The organism is Bacillus nakamurai, from assembly GCF_001584325.1.
Taxonomy (GTDB): domain Bacteria; phylum Bacillota; class Bacilli; order Bacillales; family Bacillaceae; genus Bacillus; species Bacillus nakamurai.
The window spans coordinates 1-24,396 of sequence record NZ_LSAZ01000045.1 but is presented as its reverse complement, the minus strand read 5'-3'; the positions used below and the strand labels follow the sequence as shown (position 1 = coordinate 24,396).

The 24,396-nt window shown below is 47.2% G+C and carries 20 protein-coding genes and 1 riboswitch; of the genes, 18 read left to right on the top strand and 2 right to left on the bottom strand.

What is annotated here, in order from left to right:
• Nucleotides 1–71 precede the first annotated feature (71 nt).
• The 8 genes from AXI59_RS18550 to AXI59_RS18515 all read left to right on the top strand — a co-directional run bounded on the left by AXI59_RS18550 (nucleotide 72) and on the right by AXI59_RS18515 (nucleotide 9,069).
• The gene (locus AXI59_RS18550; RefSeq protein WP_061522799.1) at nucleotides 72–974 is read left to right on the top strand and encodes an aldo/keto reductase; all 903 of its coding nucleotides are present in this window, start codon (nucleotides 72–74) and stop codon (nucleotides 972–974) included.
• Nucleotides 975–1,275: 301 nt separating this feature from the next.
• A complete protein-coding gene (locus tag AXI59_RS18545) occupies nucleotides 1,276–3,363 on the top strand; it encodes a BglG family transcription antiterminator (protein ID WP_061528978.1) in 2,088 nt (695 codons plus the stop codon).
• A gap of 222 nt (nucleotides 3,364–3,585) precedes the next feature.
• A complete protein-coding gene (locus AXI59_RS18540) occupies nucleotides 3,586–5,100 on the top strand; it encodes a class I adenylate-forming enzyme family protein (protein ID WP_061529011.1) in 1,515 nt (504 codons plus the stop codon).
• A gap of 150 nt (nucleotides 5,101–5,250) precedes the next feature.
• Nucleotides 5,251–6,111 carry an SDR family oxidoreductase gene (locus tag AXI59_RS18535; protein WP_061528977.1) on the top strand — a complete coding sequence of 287 codons (861 nt, stop codon included), beginning with the start codon at nucleotides 5,251–5,253 and terminating at the stop codon, nucleotides 6,109–6,111.
• Between the two features lie 12 nt (nucleotides 6,112–6,123).
• Nucleotides 6,124–6,627 carry a D-lyxose/D-mannose family sugar isomerase gene (locus AXI59_RS18530; protein ID WP_061528976.1) on the top strand — a complete coding sequence of 168 codons (504 nt, stop codon included), beginning with the start codon at nucleotides 6,124–6,126 and terminating at the stop codon, nucleotides 6,625–6,627.
• Between the two features lie 86 nt (nucleotides 6,628–6,713).
• Nucleotides 6,714–7,265: a GNAT family N-acetyltransferase gene (locus AXI59_RS18525; protein WP_061528975.1), complete on the top strand. Its 552-nt coding sequence runs from the start codon at nucleotides 6,714–6,716 to the stop codon at nucleotides 7,263–7,265.
• Between the two features lie 79 nt (nucleotides 7,266–7,344).
• Complete coding sequence (locus tag AXI59_RS18520) at nucleotides 7,345–7,767, top strand: pyridoxamine 5'-phosphate oxidase family protein (RefSeq protein WP_061528974.1); 423 nt, start codon at nucleotides 7,345–7,347, stop codon at nucleotides 7,765–7,767.
• A 492-nt stretch (nucleotides 7,768–8,259) separates the two neighbouring features.
• A complete protein-coding gene (locus AXI59_RS18515; RefSeq protein WP_061528973.1) occupies nucleotides 8,260–9,069 on the top strand; it encodes a lipid II flippase Amj family protein in 810 nt (269 codons plus the stop codon).
• Nucleotides 9,070–9,108: 39 nt separating this feature from the next.
• On the opposite strand, the gene AXI59_RS18510 is transcribed toward AXI59_RS18515, so the two are convergent.
• Nucleotides 9,109–9,399, bottom strand: coding sequence for a DUF3817 domain-containing protein (locus AXI59_RS18510; protein ID WP_061522793.1), 291 nt, complete (start codon nucleotides 9,397–9,399; stop codon nucleotides 9,109–9,111).
• Between the two features lie 172 nt (nucleotides 9,400–9,571).
• Here AXI59_RS18510 and AXI59_RS18505 point away from each other — a divergent pair, with 172 nt between their 5' ends.
• The 10 genes from AXI59_RS18505 (at nucleotide 9,572) to AXI59_RS18460 (ending at nucleotide 23,994) form a co-directional block, all read left to right on the top strand.
• Nucleotides 9,572–10,006, top strand: coding sequence for a transcriptional regulator LrpC (locus tag AXI59_RS18505; protein WP_061528972.1), 435 nt, complete (start codon nucleotides 9,572–9,574; stop codon nucleotides 10,004–10,006).
• Nucleotides 10,007–10,069: 63 nt separating this feature from the next.
• On the top strand, nucleotides 10,070–12,256 hold the full coding sequence (locus tag AXI59_RS18500; RefSeq protein WP_061529010.1) for a DNA topoisomerase III: 2,187 nt from the start codon (nucleotides 10,070–10,072) through the stop codon (nucleotides 12,254–12,256).
• A 205-nt stretch (nucleotides 12,257–12,461) separates the two neighbouring features.
• On the top strand, nucleotides 12,462–13,547 hold the full coding sequence (locus AXI59_RS18495; RefSeq protein ID WP_061528971.1) for a lipoprotein YdaJ: 1,086 nt from the start codon (nucleotides 12,462–12,464) through the stop codon (nucleotides 13,545–13,547).
• Nucleotides 13,528–14,379, top strand: coding sequence for a diguanylate cyclase domain-containing protein (locus tag AXI59_RS18490; protein ID WP_061528970.1), 852 nt, complete (start codon nucleotides 13,528–13,530; stop codon nucleotides 14,377–14,379). The genes AXI59_RS18495 and AXI59_RS18490 overlap by 20 nt, the downstream gene beginning before the upstream one ends.
• Nucleotides 14,369–16,096, top strand: a complete 1,728-nt coding sequence (locus tag AXI59_RS18485; protein ID WP_061528969.1) for a DUF2334 domain-containing protein — start codon at nucleotides 14,369–14,371, stop codon at nucleotides 16,094–16,096. Before AXI59_RS18490 ends, AXI59_RS18485 begins: the two co-directional genes overlap by 11 nt.
• On the top strand, nucleotides 16,089–17,351 hold the full coding sequence (locus tag AXI59_RS18480) for a glycosyltransferase family 2 protein (RefSeq protein WP_061528968.1): 1,263 nt from the start codon (nucleotides 16,089–16,091) through the stop codon (nucleotides 17,349–17,351). Before AXI59_RS18485 ends, AXI59_RS18480 begins: the two co-directional genes overlap by 8 nt.
• A gap of 5 nt (nucleotides 17,352–17,356) precedes the next feature.
• Nucleotides 17,357–19,474, top strand: a complete 2,118-nt coding sequence (locus AXI59_RS18475) for a cellulose biosynthesis cyclic di-GMP-binding regulatory protein BcsB (RefSeq protein ID WP_061528967.1) — start codon at nucleotides 17,357–17,359, stop codon at nucleotides 19,472–19,474.
• A 134-nt stretch (nucleotides 19,475–19,608) separates the two neighbouring features.
• Nucleotides 19,609–19,756, top strand: a riboswitch (cyclic di-AMP (ydaO/yuaA leader).
• A gap of 156 nt (nucleotides 19,757–19,912) precedes the next feature.
• Nucleotides 19,913–21,733, top strand: coding sequence for an APC family permease (locus AXI59_RS18470; RefSeq protein ID WP_061528966.1), 1,821 nt, complete (start codon nucleotides 19,913–19,915; stop codon nucleotides 21,731–21,733).
• Complete coding sequence (locus AXI59_RS18465; RefSeq protein WP_061529009.1) at nucleotides 21,720–22,178, top strand: NUDIX hydrolase; 459 nt, start codon at nucleotides 21,720–21,722, stop codon at nucleotides 22,176–22,178. The genes AXI59_RS18470 and AXI59_RS18465 overlap by 14 nt, the downstream gene beginning before the upstream one ends.
• 58 nt (nucleotides 22,179–22,236) lie before the next feature.
• Complete coding sequence (locus tag AXI59_RS18460) at nucleotides 22,237–23,994, top strand: pyruvate oxidase (RefSeq protein ID WP_240491532.1); 1,758 nt, start codon at nucleotides 22,237–22,239, stop codon at nucleotides 23,992–23,994.
• Nucleotides 23,995–24,019: 25 nt separating this feature from the next.
• Here the strand turns inward: AXI59_RS18460 and AXI59_RS18455 are convergent, their stop codons facing one another.
• Nucleotides 24,020–24,286, bottom strand: coding sequence for a hypothetical protein (locus AXI59_RS18455; protein WP_061528965.1), 267 nt, complete (start codon nucleotides 24,284–24,286; stop codon nucleotides 24,020–24,022).
• Nucleotides 24,287–24,396: the final 110 nt, after the last annotated feature.

The following is a 24,396-nucleotide window of genomic DNA, read 5'->3' as shown; positions in this document are numbered from 1 at the left end:
TCAAAGAGCATGGCATTTCCTAAAAAGCACAATCACAGGCAGTGACACAGAAAGAAAAAGGGGGAATTCACATGCAGCGTATTCAATTGGCGGAAGATCTGGAATTTTCAAGGATTATACACGGGCTTTGGCGTTTGAATGAATGGAATTATTCGGACGGGGAGCTGCTCAATCTCATTGAATGGTGTATTTCCCAAGGCATAACCACCTTCGACCACGCCGACATATACGGCGGTTATACGTGTGAGAAGCTGTTCGGCGGCGCGATTGCCCTTTCGCCTGCCGTAAGGGAACAAATAGAAATCGTCACGAAATGCGGGATTGTCATCAAGTCACCGGAGCGGCCCGGAAACAGATCGCACCATTATAATACGGCGAAAGCTCACATTTTAGCGTCTGCTGAGCAATCACTTTTAAACCTGAACACGGATTATCTGGATGTGCTTCTCATTCACAGGCCTGACCCGTTAATGGACCCGGAGGCCGTGGCCGAAGCGTTTCATGCGCTGAAAAGCTCAGGCAAGGTCAGATATTTCGGCGTGTCAAACTTTAAAGCGCACCAATACAGAATGCTGGAATCCTATTTGGATGAACCGCTTGTCACCAACCAAATTGAAATATCAGCCTATGAGCTGGAAAATATCCATGACGGCACATTGGACTTCTGCCAGGAAAAACGCATTGCGCCGATGGCATGGTCACCGCTTGCAGGCGGCAGCGTATTTGCCGGAACATCGGACAAGGACACCCGAATCCGTGCCGCGCTTGAGTCCGTCCAAGAGGAAATCGGTGCCGCCTCCATTGATGAAGTCATGTACGCCTGGCTGTTCACCCACCCGGCAAACATTATGCCGATCGTGGGGAGCGGAAAACAGAACCGCATTTCCGCCGCAGTCAGCGCTTTGGAATACAAGCTCAGCCATGACCAGTGGTTTCGGATTTATACAAGCGTACAAGGATACGATATTCCATAACACAAAACAAACGCCCGGAAGATCATCATCTCCCGGGCGTTTGTTCATGCGGTGTGCATTGTCAAAACAATAAGGTCAATTTGAAGTATATACCGCCGGATAAAGCGAAACAAGCATCCCGACAGGTTATCTGACACATTTTTCTTTTTTCAATGCTGTCACACTCTTTACTGCCAAATTGCCATTTATAAAAGGTTGAATATTCATTGAAAGCGTTTTATATTATAAGGTACATCAATTTCCCCAGCAGCATTCCCCTATGCATTACACCTCACAACTTGAAAATCTGGAGGCACGTTTCATGTATAAGACAGCGAGAGAACAAAAATTAATGAAGCATCTTTTATTGCAAAACCGGTACGAGACAGTACATGAACTGGCAGAAACGTTGCAGGTCAGCACACGGACCATTCACCGTGAATTGAAAACGGTCAAGCCGCTGATGGAATCATTCGGCCTGACACTTGATAAACAGCCGGGCAAGGGCCTTAAGGCTGTAGGGAGTTCAGAAGATAAACAAAGACTGCTGGCTGATTTGTCCTATGAACATCATGAATACAGCGCTGAGGAACGGAAGCTCTTGATTCTTTGTTCGCTATTAGAGTCTCAAGATCCGATCAAACTTTACAGTCTGGCGAATGAGCTTCAAGTCACAAATGCGACGGTCAGTTATGACTTGGATGAACTGGAGGCGTGGATTGCGCCGTTCGGCCTTACGCTTATCCGCAAAAGGGGTTTCGGCATTCAGCTTACAGGGCCGGAAAATGCAAAACGGAAAATCATCGGCAATCTCATTGTCAACCGCCTTGATATTCAGAGCTTTTTGGAAGCGGTTGAATTAAATATAAAAGGAACACCCGGCTCAACAGAGAAAATGTTCGGCGTCGTGAACAAAGGGGAACTGCTGAAGATGGACCGGCTCTTATTTCAGCTGAAAGAAAAAATCGCCTTCGCCTTATCTGACAGCTCCTACATGGCGCTTGCGGTTCATTTAACCTTCGCGATGGAGCGGATCAGGCTCGGCGAAATGATCACGATGGAGACGTCGGAACTTGAGGCGCTTCAGCAGACGAAAGAATACGGCTCCGCGCTCGAGATGGCAAAAGAGCTTGAAAAAGCGTTCGGCATTCTCATTCCGGAAGCTGAGATCGGTTATATCACGATTCACTTGCGAAGCGCCAACCGCAAATATAAAACCGAATTCAAACCGCAGGAAATTGAACTCGAAACCGCCCTGCAAACCAAGCGGCTCATCTGCTTTATTTCTGAAAAAATTAAAATCGATCTGACGGAAAACGGCCCTTTATACGACGGCTTAATCGCTCATCTGGAGCCGGCCATCAACCGTGTGAAAGAAAATATCGATATGTACAATCCGATGACGGAGCAAATTAAGCGCGACTATTTTCTTCTTTACATGGCGGTAGAAGAAGGAATGGAAAAATACTTTCCGGGACTGGCTTTTTCCGATAATGAGATCGCTTTCATAGTTCTTCACTTCGGCTCCGCGCTGGAAATCAAAAGAGAAGAGGCGAAAATTAAAGCGCTGATCGTGTGTTCAAGCGGCATCGGGTCATCCAAAATGCTTGCCTCAAGGCTGAAAAAAGAGCTTCCTGAAATCCGTTCCTTTGACATGTCTTCCCTGATCGAACTGAAAGACCGTGATATCGGCGCATATGATATGATCGTGTCCACCGTCCCGATCCCGTATGAAAATATTGATTACATCATGGTCAGCCCGTTATTAAATGAGGAAGACGCTGATCAAGTCAAGCAGTACATTAAAAGGAAGATCCCGCTGATTCTTGATAAAAAACGAGGCAGATCGTTAAGAGAAGAAAAAAAACAGGACACACCGGATATGCTGGAAGCCGCCGGACGTATGAGGCATTATGCAGCAGTCATCGAAGACGTATTGCGGCATTTTTCAATCAAGCCCATCGAGTCAAATATGGAATATGATCTGTTTTTGAGAAATCTGTTTCTTATGCTGGAGGAAGAAGGCCATGTCCGTGACGCGCAAAAAACCGCGCTGCTGCTCGCGGAGCGTGAGCGGCAGGGAGGTCTCGGCATCCCTGGCACCGCAATGGCTCTTTATCATCTCAAAAATGAAGAAATTGTCACGCCTTTTTTCAAAATTTATGATTTAACGGCTCCATACAGTGTCAAAGGCATGGACGGAAACTCCCTTGCCGTCACGCGCGCGCTGGTGATGATGGCGCCGGCTGACATGCCTGCTGAAGGAGCGGAAATCTTAAGCGCGGTAAGCTCGGCCATCATCGAATCAAAAGACAGCATGGAAGCCTTTCAGACTGAGGATGAAGCTGATTTATATGAACGCTTAAACAGGCTGTTTTATCTCTTTATGCAGGAGCAATGGCAGCGGTAAACAGAAAGCACACGCCACTGAAAAGGCGTGTGTTTTTTTCGGCATGTATGAGGGTAAGGGGCAGGGAAGAAACTAAAAACACGGGACTATTGGACCATTCAGAGATAGAATAGTTCTAAAACAAAATAGTTTTACAAGTTATCTTTTTTGGTTTAAAATGGGTTGCGTGAGGAAGAAAATCTGACAGATTTTATGGGATTTATCATTATGGGAGATGAAAATATGAAGACATTACAGCATCTGATTCTGCATGACATTCCAAATAGCGAAGAGATAGAAGCTGTAAAAAGCGGTGCGCATACCTTGAATTACGCAGAATATCGCAACCGAATCAACCAGCTTGCACAAACGCTTCTTGATAAAGGCATAAAAAAAGGCGACCGGGTGGCGATGCTTTGCAAAAACGGCCGCGCATCATCTATCATCATGTTTGCGGCTCTTGAAGTCGGCGCGGCAGTTGTGCCGGTCAGCTGGCAGTTAACGCCTTATGAAATGAAAGGCATCTTATCAGCCTGTGAACCGAAAGCCATTTTTTACGGCACAGAATTTGAAGACGTCATGAAAGAGGTGCTTCCTGCGCTTACATCATCGCTGCGTCTGACGGTGGTGACGGGAACCGCTGAGGAAACAACGCCTGAATTTGACGCTTTGTTTACCAGCTCCGGTGAAACGCCTGATGTTGAAACAGTGTCTGAAAACGACACGGCATTGCTGATGTTTACATCTGGTACAACAGGCAATCCAAAACGCTGCATGGTCACCCACGGCGGTATTTATAACTACGTGAAAGCGATGTTGGCGGCGAGCGGACGGATGCAGCATGTTCGTTTCTTAGCGTGTCATCCGAATTACCATACAAGCGCGATCATCTGTCAGATGGTCGGTACGGTGACCGGAACGACGTTTATCATGACGGACACTCAGGACCCTGTTGAAAACTTAAAGCTCATCGAAAAAGAAAAAATTCAAACTATTATGGCGCTGCCTGTCTACTTCACATACCTGCTCAAAGCATGGGAAACGCACCAAACTGATTTGTCTTCAATTCTTTATATGCTGACAGGCGGCACTAAAGTGCCGAGTAGCCTTATCCAGCAGTATCGCGATATCGGCATTCCGCTTATGCACGGCTACGGAAGCACCGAAGCATGGGGCATCAGCTCATGGAATCCGGAATTGGGCATGGATAAAGCAGCCTCTGCAGGCAAACCGATGGAGGAAGTCAAAGTTCGGATTGAAGATCCGGAAACAGGCGAAGTTCTGCCTCAAGGCTCAATCGGAGAAGTTGTCGTGACAAGCCCGTTTTTATTCAAAGGCTACGAAGACAACGAAGAAGCGACACGAAAAGTACTAAAGGATGGCTGGTTCCATACAGGAGACTCCGGCTATGTGGATGAGGATGGATTTATCTATATCACCGGACGTTATAAAGACGTTATCATCTACGGCGGAGACAATATTTATCCTGACCAGATCGAAGAGGTGATTCAGCAAGTGCCGGGTATTCTTGAAACGGCTGTAGTCGGTGTCCCTGATCCGCTTTACGGCGAAAAACCGAAAGCATTCATCGTGACAAACGGCAGAAAAGACCTGACGGAAGAAGAGGTTACCCGTTTCTGTCAAGAACGGCTTGCTGCCTTCAAAATTCCGGAAATCGAGTTTGTCAGTGAACTGCCGAAAAACAACCTCGGCAAAGTTAAAAAAGACGTATTGCGCAATCAAGCGGTACGCTCATAAGAAAAACCCGGCCGCCCGCCGGGTTTTTTTATGCGTTCCATGTGAAACATTTTTCTCCAAAAACGTTTTCGAACTGTCCTTTCATGTTTAATCCGCAAACGTGCGAGGTAGACAAGAAATATGACAGCGAACAAAAAGGAGGAACATGACATGGGAAACTATCCGAAAGAATTTCCTGCAGAAACACAGAACCGCCAGCCCGGAATCGAGAGCGAAATGACTCCGGCACCTGTATATGAGTACAAAGAATATAAAGGCGCAGATAAATTAAAAGGGAAAACCGCCCTCATCACCGGCGGAGACAGCGGCATCGGCCGCGCCGTGGCAGTGGCTTATGCTAAAGAAGGCGCAAATATCGCCATTGTCTATTTTGATGAACACGGAGATGCGGAAGATACAAAAAAACGTGTTGAGCAAGAAGGCGTGAAGTGTCTGCTGATCTCCGGCGACGTCGGTGAGGAAGAGTTTTGCAATGAAGCGGTTGAAAAAACGGTGAACGAATTCGGACGTCTCGACATTCTCGTGAATAATGCCGCAGAACAGCACCCGCAAGAAAGCATTAAGGACATTACGAGCGAGCAGCTTCACAGAACCTTTAAGACAAACTTTTACTCACAATTTTATTTGACTAAAAAAGCAATTGATTATATGAAGCCGGGCAGCGCGATTATCAATACGACATCAATTAATCCGTACAGAGGCAATCCGCAGTTGATTGACTATACAGCAACAAAAGGCGCAATTAACGGGTTTACGAGATCGATGGCGCAAGCGCTTGTCAAAGACGGAATTCGTGTCAACGCCGTAGCGCCGGGGCCGATCTGGACACCTCTTATTCCGTCCACATTCTCAGGAGAATCAGTCGCTTCCTTCGGCCAAGATACGCCGATGGGACGCGCCGGCCAGCCTGTTGAGCATGTCGGCTGCTATGTACTGCTTGCTTCTGATGAATCTTCCTACATGACGGGGCAAACGCTGCACGTCAACGGCGGCGGCTTTGTAACCACATAAGGGGGCAAGGGTATGGGAACTTCAAGACGTGACGTTAATGCATACTTTCAAAAAGCGGGAATCGTGCTGACCGATGATGAAATCGAAGACATTCAGATGATGGATTACGGATTAGGCAAGCTTCAAGAAACGGGGCTTCAGCTGTTTATTTACGTCAATACTGACCGGTACTGTTCTAAAGAATTGGTGCTGTTTCCGGGCCAGACGTGCCCGGAACACCTCCATCCGCCCATTAACGGCGAAAAGGGAAAACAAGAAACATTCCGCTGCCGATGGGGGAAGGTGTATCTTTATGTGGAAGGAGAAAAGACGGAACATCCGAAAGTTCTCCCGCCCGAAGAAGATCAGGAATATTACACCGTCTGGCATGAGATTGTACTGGAGCCAGGCGGACAATACACCATCCCTCCAGACACGAAACATTGGTTCCAAGCGGGAAAAGAAGGAGCGGTCGTCACCGAAATGTCTTCAACAAGCACGGATGACCATGATATATTTACCGATCCGCGAATTTAAGGATGGGGCTTATAAAGCCCCATCTTTTTTGTGGAAAAAAATGAAATAACAAGTATAATGGCTAATAAAGGAAAGAAGGTGCGGCTGTGTTTTCTTATCAAATAGATGAGAATCTCACCATCAGACTGCTCACTCACGAAGATACGGACGAATTATACACGGTGATTAAGCGGAACCAAAAACATCTCAGCGAATGGCTCAGCTGGGCTGAAGAGCTGGCTGATATCGACACGTACCGCAATGTGCTTATACCGGAATGGCGTTATAAATATGCAGAACAAAAAGGCTTTGATGCAGGTATCTTTTTAAATGGCCATTTTTGCGGCATGATCAGTGTGCACAATTTGGATACAGTCAACCACAAGGCGGAAATCGGCTATTGGCTTGATCGGAGTTATGAAGGAAGAGGTATGATCACCGCCTGCTGCCGAGCTGTCATCGCCCATGCTTTTTATGATCTCGGGCTGAACCGCATCATGATCTGTGCAGCTGAGAAAAACGCGAAAAGCCGAGCCATCCCGGAACGTCTTGGGTTTCAGAGGGAGGGCTTGACGAGAGAAGGCATTTTTGCGCAAGGCAGATATCATGATTCAGTCAACTACAGCATGCTGAGGCGGGAGTGGAATACGGATAAATAAGAAGAGCACACTTCTTGGTTTAATTGTCTCCCCGTTGTGGAAAAGTAAAAGCGGAGACGTTAAAAAGGAGTGATTCTTCATGAATCAGGATGAAATCAAACAAAAAGTGCTGGAAGTGCTGGATCATCATAAAATCGGTTCGCTTGCTACCGTAGAACAAGGTAATCCGCATTCCCGTTATATGACATTATTCCATGACGGCTTAACCATTTACACGCCGACAAGCAAGGAAACACATAAAGCAGAAGAAATTGAAAACAACCCAAATGTCCATATTCTGTTAGGCTATGACTGTGAAGGCTTCGGCGACGCTTATGTGGAGGTTGCCGGAACTGCTAAGCTCAACAATTCAGAGGAATTGAAAGATAAGCTTTGGAGTTCAAAATTGGAGCGCTGGTTCGACGGAAAAGACGATCCGAATCTGGTGATTCTTGAAATTGAGCCGCAGCAGATCAAGCTGATGAACGCTGGCGAAACAGCGCCGGCTGAGCTGAAGCTTTAACAGATTTGATCATTCAGGGGCAATCTGTTATAATTAACTGCTAGGTACCAAACATGCAAATAAAAAAGAAAGTAAACTTCTTTTTTCTGTTTATAATGAAGCTTCAAGCTTCAATGTACAGCTTGAAAAAAGCTGAGCTTATTCTTTTCCTTCTGAACATTCGCCCCTAACGAAGAGATGGAAAAAAGACTTTTTGTTTTACAATTCACACCGGCGCGGCTTCGGAGCCGCAGTGACGATTGAGAGGTAGGGCTTTCGTTGTCTTGTGTTCAAGAAATTCCATGGTGTTTACTTTCGAACGATGATTCTGTCGGAACAATTAATCATGAATCTGCCCGCGGGCTAAGGCGGGAAATATAATCTTTATTTGCTTAAGAAAAGAATAAGACAAACCGCACCGGCCAGCCGGGCGGTTTTTTATTTTTACATACCTGAAACTTCGTCCGCTTTTAGAGAGTCTAATCAGTATGAAGAAGCTGGAGGAAAAAGAAATTGCACGTTATCACATCACAAGTACTGTTCATTTTTTGCTTTCTGCTGTTAATTCACTCTATTGAAACGCTTGCTTACGCCACAAGGCTTTCTGGCGCAAGAGTCGGGTTCATCGCATCCGCTCTGTCCTTATTTAATGTCATGGTAATCGTATCGCGCATGTCAAACATGGTGCAGCAGCCATTTACCGGACATTTAGTTGATGCCGCAGGGACAAATGCGCTGTCTGTCGTAAGTGCGCAGTTTCGGTTTTTAATATTCGGTTCAACCGTCGGAACGATGCTCGGCATCTGCCTGCTGCCGACATTCGTCGCCTTATTTTCACGGGCGATTATTCACTTGGCGGACGGCGGCGGGTCCGTGATGCAGGTATTCAAAAAAGGCTTATCGCTGAATGGGCTGAAGCATGCCCGTTCCTATATCAGACTGCCGTCTGTTTCCTATTTAAAAGGCCTTCAATTCCGGATGATCCCGAAACGCCTGTTTGTCATTAATATGGTCATTACCTCGATTTACACGATCGGGGTTCTGTCTGCGCTGTATGCCGGCCTTCTGGCGCCGGAGCACAGCACGACGGCCGTCATGGCATCCGGCTTAGTCAATGGGATTGCGACCATGCTTTTGGCCGTGTTTGTTGATCCGAAAGTATCCGTCCTCGCCGATGATGTGGCGAAGGGCAAACGAAGCTATGTCCATTTAAAGTGGACATCCTTGACGATGGTGACATCAAGGGTGGCGGGCACGCTTCTCGCCCAGCTCGTCTTTATTCCCGGCGCTTATTATATTGCCTGGGTGACACAATGGATGTAACGGACGCAAAAAAGCTCCTCTATGAAAAGAGGAGCTTTTTTATTTATAGTTTCTTAGGCCGCGGTCATAAAAAAAGTTGCCGAACGGAATGAAAGCCGCGATAAACCCTGCGGCTGACCATTTGAACGGCCATTTGACAGAAAACGCCGCATAAGCCAGTACAGCCAAATATATAATAAACAATCCCCCATGAATGGAGCCGACAATGGTGACGGCGAGCGGATGATGAGCCCAATATTTGAGCGGCATCGCAATAAACAAAAGCACTAAAAGCGACATGCCTTCAATAAATCCCATCGTGCGAAGCCTGCCGATTGGCGTGTGAAGCATAAAACAACCTCCTTACGGTCATCTATTTCTCTATACTATAAGCGATGGGCCGTCCAAATATGACGGTTTCGCCATCATTTTCGCAAAACCTTCATATTTCAAGCGGCTGCTCTTGTCATTTTACTTATTTCTCCTGATAATAAAGCCAAAAGGGTAAGGAAGGATTACGCTCATGAAACTAGATAATATTGATCTGAGCATTATTAAGGAGCTCCAAAGAGACAGCCGTCTGTCCATGAGAGAGCTTGGCAGAAAGATTAAGCTGTCAGCGCCGTCCGTGACCGAGCGCGTCAGGCAGCTTGAATCCTTCGGCGTCATTAAACGATATACATTGGAAATTGATCAAAAGAAAATCGGGCTTCCCGTGTCCTGCATTGTAGAAGCGACAGTGAAAAACGGAAAATATGATCAGTTTAAAACCTATATTCAATCCATCCCCAATATCGAATTTTGCTTCCGTGTTGCCGGAGCGGCGTGTTATATGCTGAAAATCAATGCGGACAGTCTGGAAGCGATTGAACAATTTATCAACCGCACCTCTCCGTATGCCCAAACCGTCACCCATGTCATTTTCTCAGAAATTGACACGAAAAACGTCCTCGATTAGAGAGAGCATGAGGAAGTCTGTTATAATAACAGGATGAGTGTGAAAGAAAGAGAAGTGAAAAGCATGTCAAAAACAGTTGTATTAGCTGAAAAACCTTCAGTCGGACGGGACTTGGCCCGCGTACTGAAGTGCCATAAAAAAGGAAACGGATACTTAGAAGGCGACCGGTACATCGTCACATGGGCGCTCGGTCATTTGGTGACGCTCGCTGACCCTGAAGGATACGGCAAAGAGTTTCAATCTTGGCGGCTTGAGGATCTGCCGATCATCCCGGAACCGTTAAAACTTGTCGTCATTAAAAAAACAGGGAAGCAGTTCAATGCGGTCAAAGCCCAGCTTACCCGAAAAGACGTAAGCCAGATCGTTATCGCGACAGATGCAGGAAGGGAAGGGGAGCTTGTCGCCCGCTGGATTATCGAAAAGGCGCATGTCCATAAACCGATCAAACGCCTGTGGATTTCCTCGGTTACTGACAAAGCAATCAAAGAAGGGTTTCAAAAGCTCCGCAGCGGCAAAGAATACGAAAACCTGTACCATTCCGCCGTCGCCAGAGCGGAAGCGGATTGGATCGTCGGAATCAATGCGACCCGCGCGCTGACGACAAAATTTAACGCGCAGCTGTCATGCGGACGTGTTCAGACGCCGACACTGGCCATGATCGCGAAACGGGAAGCGGATATTCAAGCGTTTACGCCCGTTCCATATTACGGGCTTCGCGCGGCAGCCGATCATATGACGCTGACGTGGCAGGATAAGAAAACGAAGCAGACAAGAACATTCGACCAAGCGATGACAAGCCGTTTGGCAAAAGAGCTTCAAGGAAAACAGGCAGTCATTTCAGAATTGAAAAAAACAGCGAAAAAAAGCTTCGCCCCTGGTCTTTACGATTTGACTGAATTACAGCGCGACGCTCACAAACGCTTCGGCTTTTCCGCGAAAGAAACGCTGTCCGTGCTGCAAAAGCTGTATGAACAGCATAAGCTGGTCACATACCCGCGGACGGATTCCAGATTTCTTTCCGCAGACATCGTGCCGACATTAAAGGACCGTTTGAACGGCATGGAGGTCAAACCTTACGCCCAGTACGTCAATCAAATTTTAAAACGCGGCGTTAAAGCGCATAAAGGATACGTCAATGATGCCAAGGTATCGGATCACCATGCCATCATTCCGACAGAGGAACCGCTTATCCTCTCAAGCCTCAGCGATAAGGAACGCAAGCTTTACGATCTGATTGCCAAGCGTTTTCTCGCCGTCTTAATGCCGGCGTTTGAATATGAAGAAACAAAGGTGATTGCCGAAATCGGCGGAGAAACGTTTACTGCAAAAGGCAAAACCGTTCAATCTGCGGGCTGGAAAGCCGTCTATGATATGTATGAGGATGACGATGACCATGAGGACGACAAGGACCAGACGCTTCCGGCTCTTCAGCAGGGCCAGCGCCTTTCTGTCACGTCGCTGAAAGAAACGAGCGGACAGACGAAACCGCCTGCGCGTTTTAATGAAGGAACGCTGTTATCCGCGATGGAAAACCCAAGCGCTTTTATGCAGGGAGAAGAGAAAAATCTTGTCAAAACGCTGGGCGAAACCGGCGGGCTCGGCACGGTCGCCACACGCGCCGATATTATTGAAAAACTGTTCAACAGCTTTTTAATAGAGAAAAAAGAAAAAGATATTTTCATCACGTCAAAAGGAAAGCAGCTCTTACAGCTCGTTCCTGAAGATTTGAAATCACCGGCCTTGACTGCCGAATGGGAGCAAAAGCTCTCCGCCATCGCAGCGGGCAAACTGAAATCAGCCGTCTTTATTAAAGACATGAAATCGTACGCGGGTAAAACGGTGAGAGAAATCAAAAACAGCAGCCAAACCTTCAGGCATGATAACATTTCCGGAACCGCCTGCCCTGAATGCGGCAAAATGATGCTGAAGGTCAACGGCAAACGCGGCACGATGCTCGTGTGCCAAGACCGGGAATGTGGCAGCCGGAAAACGCTGGCCAGAAAAACGAACGCCCGCTGCCCGAACTGCCATAAAAAAATGGAGCTGCGCGGCCAGGGCGAAGGCCAAACCTTCGCGTGTGTATGCGGCCATCGCGAAAAACTGTCCGTCTTCGAAAAGCGTAAAGCGAAAGATAAGACCGGACGCGCCTCAAAGCGAGACGTTTCATCTTATATGAAAAAACAAAACAATGATGAACCGATTAACAACGCGCTGGCAGAACAGCTGAAAAAACTGGGATTAGATAAATAAAGCAAGGGGAAGGCAGCATTTTGATAAATGCTGCTTTTTGCTGTGTTTTTTTCCTGGCAGCCCTTTCATTTTTTAAAGTGCATCCCATTTTTTTCAATATAAAAAAATGCTAGTAATGTGGGAACGTTTCTTATATAGTAGAAATACTTTGTGAAAAAATGAGAATTTGGTATAAAAAAGGTGATCGGAAATAGGGGGATTGGCTGTGAAACAATTCGGTTTGTGTGTCATTTTACTTTTCATTTCTATTGGGGTGACGGCGGGCTGTGCAGAGGCCGGCACATATAAACAGACGGCTCTTGAACCGTCAGGACCGCTCCAGCCGACAGAGCACTTTATCTATCATAAGCTGATGAACGGCGAGGGGATGATAAAGACGAATGTATCCGGTGACCCGTTGTATTTATCTGAATCACTAGGATTATGGATGGAATTTTTGCTCGGCAGGAAGGATGAAGAGCATTTTCAAGCCCACTATCGGCTGTTAATTGATTCGTTTCTCACCAAAAACGGGCTCGTGGCGTGGAAGATTGAGCAAAATAAAGCCAGCGGCACGAATGCTTTAATCGATGATTTCAGAATTATGGTAAGTCTGAACCATGCCGCATCTCTATGGGGAAACAGCGAATACGGTCAAACGGCCCGGAAAATCGGAGCAGCACTGAAAAAATACAATACGAACGGCGGATATTTTACGGATTATTATGATGCCGCTTCCGGCTCGGCTTCAAAGGCCGTGACGTTATCATATGTACATCCGGAGGCGTTACAGTTTCTAAAGGAAAAGGGAATCATTGATGAAAAAACGGAAGAACAGAACTTGGACGTTCTCTATCTTGCGCCTCTGCAAAATGGTTTTCTGCCGAAATCGTACAATACCGAAACAAAGCAATACAAATACGACAGCGAAGTGAATGTCATCGACCAGCTGTACGCCGCCGTGAACCTAAAACAGGGCGATGACAAGGCCGCCGTCTTGTCAAAATGGATCACACAGGAATTCAAGTCAAACGGAAAGCTGTACGGACGGTACAGCGCGGAAACGAAAGAGCCGTCCGTTCCATACGAATCTCCGTCGGTGTATGCTTTGGCCGTTCTTTTCTTATTAGAGCAAAAAGAAGACCCGGCTGTCATCAAATCGTTTTATGAAAGAATGACATCATTTGAAACGCTGGACCCGCTGAAACCTGATTATGGAGGATATATGAGCGGCGGCGATACGCACTCTTTTGATAATCTGCTGCCGCTTTTGGCTGAAAGGAAATTGTTTAATGAAAATATCATTCAATGAATCACAAAAACTGTGCAGTTATATAGCTGTTTTGATAGCGGCACTGGCCTTTTTTATTTATTATGTGCCGCAGCAGCAATCGGAAGGGCTCCTCATTACAGGGATTACATTGGTTGTGATCGGAGCCGGAATATGGTTTGGGACGATCTATGCGCTCGTCATCACCTTGATCATTTTATTTGTGCTCGGCAGTCTGCTCCTTTGGTTACAAACCGGCAGCATTGTGCCGTCTGCTCCGGCTGAAGGACTTCAGATGCTTGTCATTTGGGGTGCAGCGCTTTTGCTGTTTTCCTATATGTCGGGCAGAATTCATGACTTGGCGAAAGGTCTGCAGCGCTCAGTGAAGCGGCTGCGGGAAGAGATTACAAGCTTTGTAGCGGTAGACAGAGTCACGGGTTTTGACAACCAGAAGCGAATGAAACTGGAGCTTTCTGAAGAAATGAAGCGGGCGGAGCGTTACGGCAATTCCTTCGTCTTTCTGCTTTTGCACATGCATTATTTCAAAGAATTTAAATCTCTCTACGGAGAAAAAGAAACCGACCGCCTGCTGGCGTTTATCAGCCGTCAAATCAGATCAAGCGTACGGGAAACGGACAAAAAGTTCCGGCCGTCTGACGAACGGTTCGGAATCGTGCTGACCCATACACCGGAAGAAAACATGCCTGCCGTTCTGGCGAAGCTGAAAAAGGAACTGGATACGTACCAGCTTCAAAACGGAAAATACGTTTCCATCACCTTCCGCGTATGCTATCTGCCGTACCGAAAGGATTTGAAAACGGCGGAGCAATTTTTAAATGAACTGGAAAACGAGATGATGATGAATGAATTATAAATGGATACGTCTCTTTTTGGCGGCGCTGCTTATGTTCGCGGCGGCATATATGCCCCGCCCGGCGGAAGCAAAAAACAGGGATGACGGGATTCTCATCACCTATACAAGCTTGGACGGCAAAGAAACCGTTAATGGCAAAATGCTTGATTTGCTCGCCGGCCATTTCTCCTCTTCGGTCACCGTTAAGAGCGATCATGACGTCACAGCCGCCGATCTCAAAGGAAAAGGCCGCGTCATTTATTACGGAGAAACGAAAAAAAAGCTGAGCCGGCAGTTTATTTCTCTCATCAGCGGCATGCCGCAGCAGCTTGTCAGCATCGGTTACAATGCGGAACAGTTCCGCCAATTTGCGGGCTTATCGTTAACAGAAAAACAAAATGTATATCGCATTTACAGCAATGAGGAAAAAACAGACCTCTCACTGGAAAAAGGGGCGGATGTGTTCGGCGTATCTGGAGTGAAGGGAAAAGCCCTCTATACGTACCGATCCAATGACGGCAAAACGCACCCTTTCATGTGGAAAACGGACAGCTCAAACTATTACTTCGGCTTTACGAATCTATTAAACGATTCTCTCCTTACGGCAAAAGAGCTGAGAAAAGTGTTTGGAGAATCACCGGGGAGCACGCTTCTCTATTTGCGGCTTGAAGACATCAGCCCGATGTCAGATGAAAAATTGCTTTACCAAGCGGGCGCCTATCTGCATAAAAGAAACATCCCGTTTATCATGGCCGTTATTCCGGTATATTTGAATCCGGAAAACGGAGAAAAGGTATACCTGTCTGATAAGCCGAAAATGGTAAACGTTTTGAAGAAACTGCAAAAAATGGGCGGCAGCATCATTATTCACGGATATACACATGCATACCGCTACAGCGAAACGGGGGAAGGCTTTGAATTTTGGGATGCCAAGGCGGATCAGCCGATCACCTCGGAAAATGCGGATGATACACCCGTGAAGCTCGAAAAGGAGCAGGACTTTCCGAATGAAAAAGCTTACCAAACGTACGCCGAGCCTTTCCGGAAAAAAGAAGACATCTATACGAGGACGAAGCTTGAACAGGCGATTGACGATTTAACGGAGCTCGGCCTTTATCCGTTATCATTCGAAGCCCCGCATTACACAATGTCCGAAGAAGGCTACAGCATCGCGTCCTCCTATTTCTCAAGCATATTCGGCCAAGTGCAGCTCAGCGCCACAACATGGAAAACCTCGGGCGCGCCGCCTTTTGTCTCGAAGCCGGAAATGCTGCACGGGATGACGCTTTATCCTGAAACGATCGGTTTTGTAAACGCGTCGAAAAAAAATCCCTTCGGAGATATGGAAAATAAAATCTCACAAATGATTGACTTTGAAGGCGGAGTTGCGGGAGGGTTTTATCACCCGTACCTCGGCATGAAATACTTGCCTGAGCTCATCGATCAAATGGAACGTATTCCCAATGGCGAATGGCTCGATTTAAAAAGAACAAAGCAAACGGTAACGTCTGACAGCGTTGAGATCAAAACGAACGGGGACGGAACCATTCACGTGCAAAACAAGATTCATCCTGTGCGGGCTTTTTTTGAGCATCATCAGCAGACGCCGCTGGAAAAAGCGCTGTGGATTCTCTCCGGCGTGGTGTTTTTGTTCGTCATTATGTTTGCCGGCTATACCCTTTATTTGCGCGCCACATTAAAAAAACGAATCTTTAAGGAGAGAAGAAGCCTTGAGTAACATTCTGTTTTTTATCTCACTAAGCCTAATATGGGTGATGCTTCTCTATCACATGTTTCTGATGCAGGGCGGTTTCAGGCATTATATGACCTTCGAGCGGAACATTCCGGCATGGCGCGGGAATATGGGGGAGCTTCCGAAGGTCAGCGTTCTTATTCCGGCGCATAATGAGGAGGTCGTCATCAGGCAGACGCTGAAGGCGATGGTGAATCTGTATTATCCGAAAGACCGGCTGGAAATTATCGTCGTCAATGATAACTCATCCGACCGGACAGGGGAGATTGTCAGCGAATTTTCCAGGCAATATGACTTCATTAAAATGGTCATCACAAAGCCGCCGCACGCCGGAAAAGGCAAATCCTCGGCGCTGAATTCAGGTTTTGCCGAAGCGAATGGCGACGTCATCTGTGTGTATGATGCGGACAATACCCCTGAAAAAATGGCGGTCTATTACTTGGTTCTCGGTCTGATGAATGACGAGAAGGCGGGGGCCGTCGTCGGGAAATTCCGTGTCATCAACGCGGCAAAAACGCTGCTGACGAAATTTATCAACATTGAAACGATCTGTTTTCAATGGATGGCGCAGGGCGGCAGGTGGAAGTGGTTCAAAATTGCCACCATCCCGGGAACAAACTTCGCCATTCGCAGAAGCATTATTGAACAGCTCGGCGGCTGGGATGAGAAGGCGCTGGCGGAGGATACCGAGCTGACCATCCGCGTCTATAATCTCGGCTATCATATCCGCTTTTTCCCGGCGGCGGTGACGTGGGAGCAGGAGCCTGAGACGTGGAAGGTCTGGTGGCGCCAGCGGACAAGGTGGGCGCGCGGCAACCAATACGTCGTCCTCAAGTTTTTATCCCAATTTTTTAAGCTGAAACGCAAACGGATTATCTTTGATTTATTTTATTTCTTTTTTACGTACTTTCTGTTTTTCTTCGGCGTCATAATGTCAAACACGATCTTTGTCATCAATCTTTTTTATGATCTGCATCTGTCAGTCGGATTTTTGGCGATGATTTTGTGGATATTGGCCTTTTTCCTGTTTATGACCGAGGTCATGATCACATTAAGCATCGAAAAAACAGAAATGAACAAACAAAACTTCTTTATCGTGTTTCTGATGTACTTTACTTACTCTCAGGCTTGGATCGTGCTCGTCATCTACTCGTTGTTCACAGAGATCAAGCACCGGTTATTCAAGCAGGAAGTCAAGTGGTACAAAACGGAGCGATACAATCAAAATAAAAGCGGGTGACCTTTTTGAAAAAAGCGATCATATTGATAACATGCCTTTTGCTGCTGGCGCTGAACGGGGAGCCGGCCGCAGCACAAGAGCTGAAAACGGACGGTTCCTTTCTCGGAAAAAGCATCAGCGCTAAAGATAAGCAGCAGGCGCTGACGAGTGATCTGATCACGCTGTACGGAGCTAAAGACAGCTCGCAGCTGACCTATCAGATTCCGGCAGGCGCTTCCGATGCCACTCAGTCACTGGTGATTGATTACGAGGCGTCAAACTTATTAATTTCTCCATCTTCTTTAACCATTGCTATAGATCATGAACCTGTCAAATCCATAAAGCTTGACGGTGACGCCAAGCGGAAGGCAGTGAAGCTCAATCTCAGCAAAAGCCAATCCGCCCAGGGCTATCACAATGTCTCATTGAACTTCTACGGCGTGTTAAAAGAGGGAGTCTGCGTCAGACAGGATACGTCCGGAAACTGGATTAAAATTTATCCGGACAGCCGGCTGCTGCTTTCTGAAACAAGCAAGTCAAAGGGAGCGGATCTCAGTCATTTTCCGTATCCGTTTGCTCAATCAGGCAATACGGGTGAAGAGACTGACATTATCATTCCAGACAAACCGAGCTCAGCAGAGATTGAAGCCGCAGTAAAAACAGAAGGCTTTTTGAAAACGGCTGACAGCAAGCTGAAGGTGTCATATGTAAAAGAATCCGACGCCGCGAAAATCGATAACCCTTCGATTGTGATCGGCGCCGACAATCATTGGAGAGGCAGCATAAAAGAGCTTTTCAAACAAGGAAACATCGAAGCTGAAGAAAACAAGCTCCTTCTCGCTGAACGGGTGCTGACCGCTAAGGATAAGCGCCAGCCCGTCCTTTTTGTCACCGCAAAATCGGATGAAACGCTGGCAGATAAGATCAGCGTCATCACAGACAAAGCGTATACAGGCCAGCTGAGCGGAGACACATTGATGATTGACCGGTTTCAGCCGGCTGCTGAGAAGGCGAGCAATCAATTGACATTAGAAGACTTTGGGGCGGGCGATGTAACCGTCGGTTCAAACAAAACGTCGTCAGAGCACTTCTTTTACCCTGCGCTGGCGGTTGTTGATAAAGACGGGAAGGCAAAATTGTCTCTGAAACTGAAGACGTCAGAAGCCATTCAAACGAAGGTGGATGATTCCGGCTCAGAAAAGGCCGAGCTCAACGTCATGATTAACGGGCAGCCGAATGCGGTCCGTCTTCTTGACCTCGGAAATAAGGATAAAGACGGCTTTTATCACGTCTCACTTCCGGTAGATCCGAAGCTATTGCAAAGCAGCAGGTACATTGATTTACAGTTTGTCACATCCGGCTTCAAAGACAATAATCCGTGTATTGACCATGATGAAAATAAATGGGTCTATATTGATAAAAGCAGCACGCTGTCTTATCCTGTAAGCGATACAGCGCAGAAAGCGGATTTTGAGCATTGGCCGCTTCCGTTTGCAGGTAACCAAAAGGAAAAAACGGTCATCGCCATCCCGGACAGCGTGAGCATGCAGAAGCTTGAAGAGCTCTCTCTATTGACTGATTCATTCGGAAACAGCGCTCAGCAGTCATTTACCGTGAAGACAGCATCAGAGATGAAGGAAGCGGACGCCAAGGGGCGCAATGTCCTGTTTATCGGCGGTTTACAGCAATTTCCGCTGCTGAAGGCAAAAGCATCTGAACTTATCGTGCCGTCAGATCGAAACAGGACGTACAATGTATCGGAATTCCAGATGCTGAACGAAACGACAAAACAAATCGCATTCACACAAAAATCGCCGTGGGACGCAGATTACAGTATCGCAGTTTTCGCTCCTTTATCAGGCAGCGGCACGTCCGTCACAAAAGAACTGATCAGCTTTTTAGAAAGCAGGAGTGAAGCCGCGACGGTTATTAACGAAACGAGCAGCCATCAGCTGTTTTCGAACCATCAGCAGATTAAGTCTGACAGCAGCAGCCAATCAGCTGATGCCAGCAGTACGGCTTCAAACGTGAACGTCATGTATATTGTCCTTTTTGCCGCGCTTATCATCATTGCGGCTGTATTGATCTGGTATACGGCAAGAAGGAAAAAGAGAAAAACAGATAGTGAAAAAAATGAAGATTAACTGCTATAAAAGAGGCTGATGACAGCCTCTTTTATTTGTATTTTTATTTCCATTTTTGGCGGGAGTTTTTTTATTTTTAAATCGGCATAAAAGCCTCTTTACAACCCGGTGATACGGGAGTATGATCTCTTTTATAATCTATATCGCTTAATCTGAAATCAGAGCGGGGGAACCAATTTTTGCGGCGCATCAAGCCGCTTGGGGTGAATCCTTTGTAGGTAGGGCCAACTCTCATCAGCCCGAATCCGTCAGCTAACCTCGTAAGCGTTTATGAGAGGAGATGAATGAAACCTGTGCACGTTTAGGGCGCAGGGGCATCCGTTTGCCTCTGTGTTTTTTTGCTGTGCTGAAATTTAGCATGTAATCAGCATAAGGAGACATGATAGCAGTAAGGGATTTGAAATCAAACGGAAAATGAAAAAAAGGGGAAGACAAGAAATGTACCATTCAATCAAAAGATTTTTGATTGGGAAACCATTAAAATCACAGGCAGCGGGAGAGCAGAAGCTGACGAAACTGAAGGCGCTGGCGATGCTCTCATCAGACGCGCTGTCATCTGTTGCATACGGAACAGAACAGATTCTTATCATCTTGGCCACGGTAAGCACGGCCGCGTTTTGGTATTCTATTCCGATTGCCGCAGGGGTTCTCATTTTGCTGCTAGCTTTGATCCTGTCATACAGACAAATCATTTACGCTTATCCGCAAGGCGGAGGAGCATATATCGTATCAAAAGAAAATCTCGGCGAAAAACCGGGGCTGATTGCGGGCGGATCATTGCTTGTTGATTATATTTTAACAGTGGCGGTGAGTATTTCCGCCGGGACTGACGCGATCACTTCAGCGTTTCCGGCTTTGCATCCGTACCATCTGCTCATTGCCGTCATCCTGGTCGTTCTGATCATGATTTTAAACTTGAGAGGGCTGTCAGAATCGGCGTCCATTTTGGCTTATCCCGTTTACTTATTTGTGGCGGCGCTCATCCTGCTGATCGGCGCCGGGCTGTTTAAGCTGGCAACGGGCCAGATTCATCCGGCAGACCATACGCCGATCGGCACACCCGTAGCGGGAATCACGCTGTTTTTACTGCTCAAAGCCTTTTCATCAGGCTGTTCGGCGCTTACCGGGGTTGAAGCCATTTCTAATGCGATTCCGGCTTTCAAAAATCCTCCGGCAAAGAACGCGGCCCGCACGTTAGCAATGATGGGCATCCTTTTGGCCGTTTTATTTACGGGGATTACGGTACTGGCGTTCGGCTACGGCACGGGGCCGAAGCCGAACGAAACGGTCATTTCCCAAATCGCTGCGGAAACGTTTGGCCGTCATACGATTTATTTTATTATTCAAGGCGCTACGTCCCTGATCCTCGTGCTTGCGGCAAATACGGGCTTTTCCGCTTTTCCGCAGCTTGCTTTTAATTTAGCGAGAGACCAATATATGCCGAGAATGTTCACGGTGCGCGGCGACCGTTTAGGCTTTTCAAATGGTATTATCTTTCTCGGTGTCGCGTCCATTTTGCTTATTCTGTTATTCGGCGGCCGCACGGAGCATTTAATTCCGCTGTATGCCGTCGGCGTGTTCATTCCGTTTACGCTGTCACAGACGGGAATGTGCATTAAATGGATCAAACAAAAGCCAAAAGGCTGGGCCGGAAAAATGTTGATCAACTCATGCGGCGCCGCGATTTCATTTATGGTGCTGTGCATTTTATTTGCGACCAAATTTAATCTTGTCTGGCCCGTGCTTATATTTATGCCGGCTGTCGTCATGCTGTTTTTTGTGATTAAAAACCATTATACCGCTGTCGGCGAACAGCTTCGGGTCGTCGATACAACGCCCGAAGATATTAAAGGAACTGTCGTCATTGTGCCTGTTGCCGGGGTCACCACCGTCGTCCAGAAATCGATTCAATACGCAAAATCATTATCAGATCAGGTCATTGCCGTTCATGTGTCCTTTGACAAAGAAAATGAAAAGAAAGTGGAAAAGCGCTGGGAGGAGCTTGATAACGGCGTCCGTCTCGTGACGCTTCATTCCTCATACCGCAGCCTCATCCATCCGTTTGATAAATTTCTGGAAACAGTGGAAGCGAAAGCGAGGAAGGAGCAGTTTTCCGTCATGGTGCTGTTTCCGCAATTCATTACGAAAAAACGCTGGCAGACCATCCTTCATAACCAATCAGCCTTTTTGCTACGCGTCCGGCTGTTCTGGAAAAAGGACATTATCGTTGCCACCCTGCCGTATCATTTTAAGAAATAAAAAAAGAGACCGCCGGCCGAGTGCCGCGGTCTTTTTTTGTAAAAATGACGGGCGGGACATATTGCTCGTGAAACGGAAAGACCTGCCTTTATGGGATCTGCCTGGCGGAGGGATTACAGAAGGAGAAACACCCGAAACCGCCGCCGTCAGGGAGGCCTATGAAGAAACCGGATATACCATTGCCATCCTGCGGAAAGCCGGTGAGTATGAAAGACCGGCATTTCATGATATACAGCACGTATTCATCGGAACCCCGCTGATGAACGGGCCGGAAGCCGCCGATTTACGCTGGTTCCGCCCAAACCGGCTGCCGCTGTTCATGGTGCCTAACAGAAAACGGCAAGTGAAAGACGGGCTTAATGGAGCGGCGGATATCAAGGTAACGCTTAAAGACCGAAATCTGTTATCCATACTTGATCTGCTGAGAAAAAAGTCAGGCATATAGCTCTCGTGTTTCAACCTGTTTCAGAAAGGGCATTATACAGGTAAAAGGAGGATGCAGTATGCCAAGTAAAACAGCAGGACACGTAATGACAGAGCTGCTTGAACAATGGGGAGTCGATCACATATACGGCATTCCCGGAGACAGCATTAATGAATTTATCGAAGAACTGAGACATGAAAGAAACAACCTGACATTCATCCAAACCCGGCATGAGGAAGTCGCTGCCCTGGCTGCAGCGGCTGAGGCGAAGCTGACCGGAAATATCGGTGTCTGCCTTTCTATCGCGGGGCCTGGCGCCGTTCATTTACTGAACGGATTATATGACGCCAAAGCGGACGGTGTTCCGGTCCTGGCGATTGCGGGACAGGTCGCTTCTAATGAAATCGGCCGTGACAGCTTTCAGGAGATCAAATTAGAGCAAATGTTTGAGGACGTGGCGGTATTTAACCAGCAGGTACATACGGCAGAAGCGCTGCCCGATCTTCTGAATCAGGCGATCCGTACGGCATACAGCAAAAAAGGCGTTGCCGTCTTAACCGTATCGGATGATTTATTTGCGGAAAAAATCAAACGGGAGCCGGTGTACACATCACCTATTTATCTCAAAGCAGACATCGAGCCTAAAAAAGAACATCTTGTTACCTGCGCGCAATATATTAACAACGCAAAAAAACCGGTCATTCTCGCAGGTCAAGGGTTAAAATCAGCAAAAGAGGAGCTGCTTGCGTTCGCCGGCAAAGCGGCGGCCCCGATCGTCATTACTCTTCCGGCAAAAGGTGTCGTGCCTGACAGCCATCCGCATTTTCTCGGGAATCTCGGACAAATCGGCACAAAACCTGCCTATGAGGCCATGGAGGAATGCGATCTGCTGATTATGCTCGGGACATCGTTCCCGTACCGGGATTATCTGCCTGAAGATACGCCGGCGATTCAGCTTGATTCAGATCCGGCGAAAATCGGCAAACGCTATCCCGTCAACGCGGGGATTGTCAGCGATGCGGCTCTCGGCCTGAGAGAGCTGACGAAGTATATCGAATATAAAGAAGACAGAAGATTTTTGAACGCCTGCACGGAGCACATGCAGCATTGGTGGAAGGAAATTGAAAAGGACGAAACGGAAGCGACTCATCCGCTCAAGCCGCAGCAGGTCATTGCCCGTCTGCAAGATGCCGCGGCAGAAGATGCCGTGCTTTCCGTGGATGTCGGAACGGTGACTGTATGGATGGCGCGCCATTTCAAAATGGCCAAGCAGGACTTTATTGTATCAAGCTGGCTGGCTACGATGGGCTGCGGTCTTCCGGGAGCCATTGCCGCAAGCCTTGCCGAGCCGAACCGGCAATCCATAGCCATTTGCGGAGACGGCGGATTTTCAATGGTCATGCAGGACCTCCCGACCGCCGTTAAATATAAACTGCCGATCACAGTCGTCATCTTAAATAATGAAAATTTAGGCATGATTGAATATGAACAGCAGGTCAAAGGCAACATCGACTACGTCACAACATTGCAAAACGTGGACTACGCCGCATTTGCAAAAAGCTGCGGGGCGAAAGGCATCAAAGTGACAAAACATGAAGAGCTTGCTCCTGCCTTCCATGAAGCGCTCAACTCAAACGAACCGGTCGTCATCGATGCCGTCATCGGCGACGAGCCGCCGCTTCCGGGAAAAAATCACTTACGGCCAGGCGAAGGGCTTCAGCAAGTACATGCTGAAAAATTTCTTCGAAAACCAAAAACTCGAAATGCCGTCACTCAAGAAAAGCTTGAAACGGCTGTTTTAGAAAGACATATGTTTCTCATAAAATTGTATAAATAAAAAATAAACAGGCGTGAAAGCCTGTTTATTTTTGTTTTCGCGAAGAACCAAAGAAGAACGGGAAAGCAGAGCCAACCAATAACGTACCGAATAAAAACATGCCGCCGATGAAAATGTGATAGTTCACGTCGCCGAGCGTAAGCCCCGTTATCAAGGAAACGATGCTCAAAGCGATCATCACAAAGCCGGGGATCAGCCGTTTCTTTCCCGTTGTCCGATATGCAATAAGAGAACAGAAAATGCCAATGACAATCGGCACAATCCACAGATAAAAAAGGATAAATACTGACATATGCAAAACTCCGATTTTTCTTCTATCATACCAAAAACGGCAATAAAAAGATACGAACTAAAGCCGGGCGGCAAAAGAAAACCCGGCTCTAACGGGACTGACCCCATAGA

Excerpts from the sequence above, each read along its gene's own strand:
- AXI59_RS18460 (WP_240491532.1), top strand. The coding sequence starts at position 22,237 with ATGCCAAGTAAAACAGCAGGACACGTAATGACAGAGCTGCTTGAACAA.
- AXI59_RS18520 (WP_061528974.1), top strand. The coding sequence starts at position 7,345 with ATGAATCAGGATGAAATCAAACAAAAAGTGCTGGAAGTGCTGGATCAT.
- AXI59_RS18500 (WP_061529010.1), top strand. The coding sequence starts at position 10,070 with ATGTCAAAAACAGTTGTATTAGCTGAAAAACCTTCAGTCGGACGGGAC.
- AXI59_RS18485 (WP_061528969.1), top strand. The coding sequence starts at position 14,369 with ATGAATTATAAATGGATACGTCTCTTTTTGGCGGCGCTGCTTATGTTC.
- AXI59_RS18540 (WP_061529011.1), top strand. The coding sequence starts at position 3,586 with ATGAAGACATTACAGCATCTGATTCTGCATGACATTCCAAATAGCGAA.
- AXI59_RS18545 (WP_061528978.1), top strand. The coding sequence starts at position 1,276 with ATGTATAAGACAGCGAGAGAACAAAAATTAATGAAGCATCTTTTATTG.
- AXI59_RS18530 (WP_061528976.1), top strand. The coding sequence starts at position 6,124 with ATGGGAACTTCAAGACGTGACGTTAATGCATACTTTCAAAAAGCGGGA.
- AXI59_RS18550 (WP_061522799.1), top strand. The coding sequence starts at position 72 with ATGCAGCGTATTCAATTGGCGGAAGATCTGGAATTTTCAAGGATTATA.
- AXI59_RS18510 (WP_061522793.1), bottom strand. The coding sequence starts at position 9,399 with ATGCTTCACACGCCAATCGGCAGGCTTCGCACGATGGGATTTATTGAA.
- AXI59_RS18455 (WP_061528965.1), bottom strand. The coding sequence starts at position 24,286 with ATGTCAGTATTTATCCTTTTTTATCTGTGGATTGTGCCGATTGTCATT.
- AXI59_RS18535 (WP_061528977.1), top strand. The coding sequence starts at position 5,251 with ATGGGAAACTATCCGAAAGAATTTCCTGCAGAAACACAGAACCGCCAG.
- AXI59_RS18505 (WP_061528972.1), top strand. The coding sequence starts at position 9,572 with ATGAAACTAGATAATATTGATCTGAGCATTATTAAGGAGCTCCAAAGA.
- AXI59_RS18490 (WP_061528970.1), top strand. The coding sequence starts at position 13,528 with ATGAAAATATCATTCAATGAATCACAAAAACTGTGCAGTTATATAGCT.
- AXI59_RS18470 (WP_061528966.1), top strand. The coding sequence starts at position 19,913 with ATGTACCATTCAATCAAAAGATTTTTGATTGGGAAACCATTAAAATCA.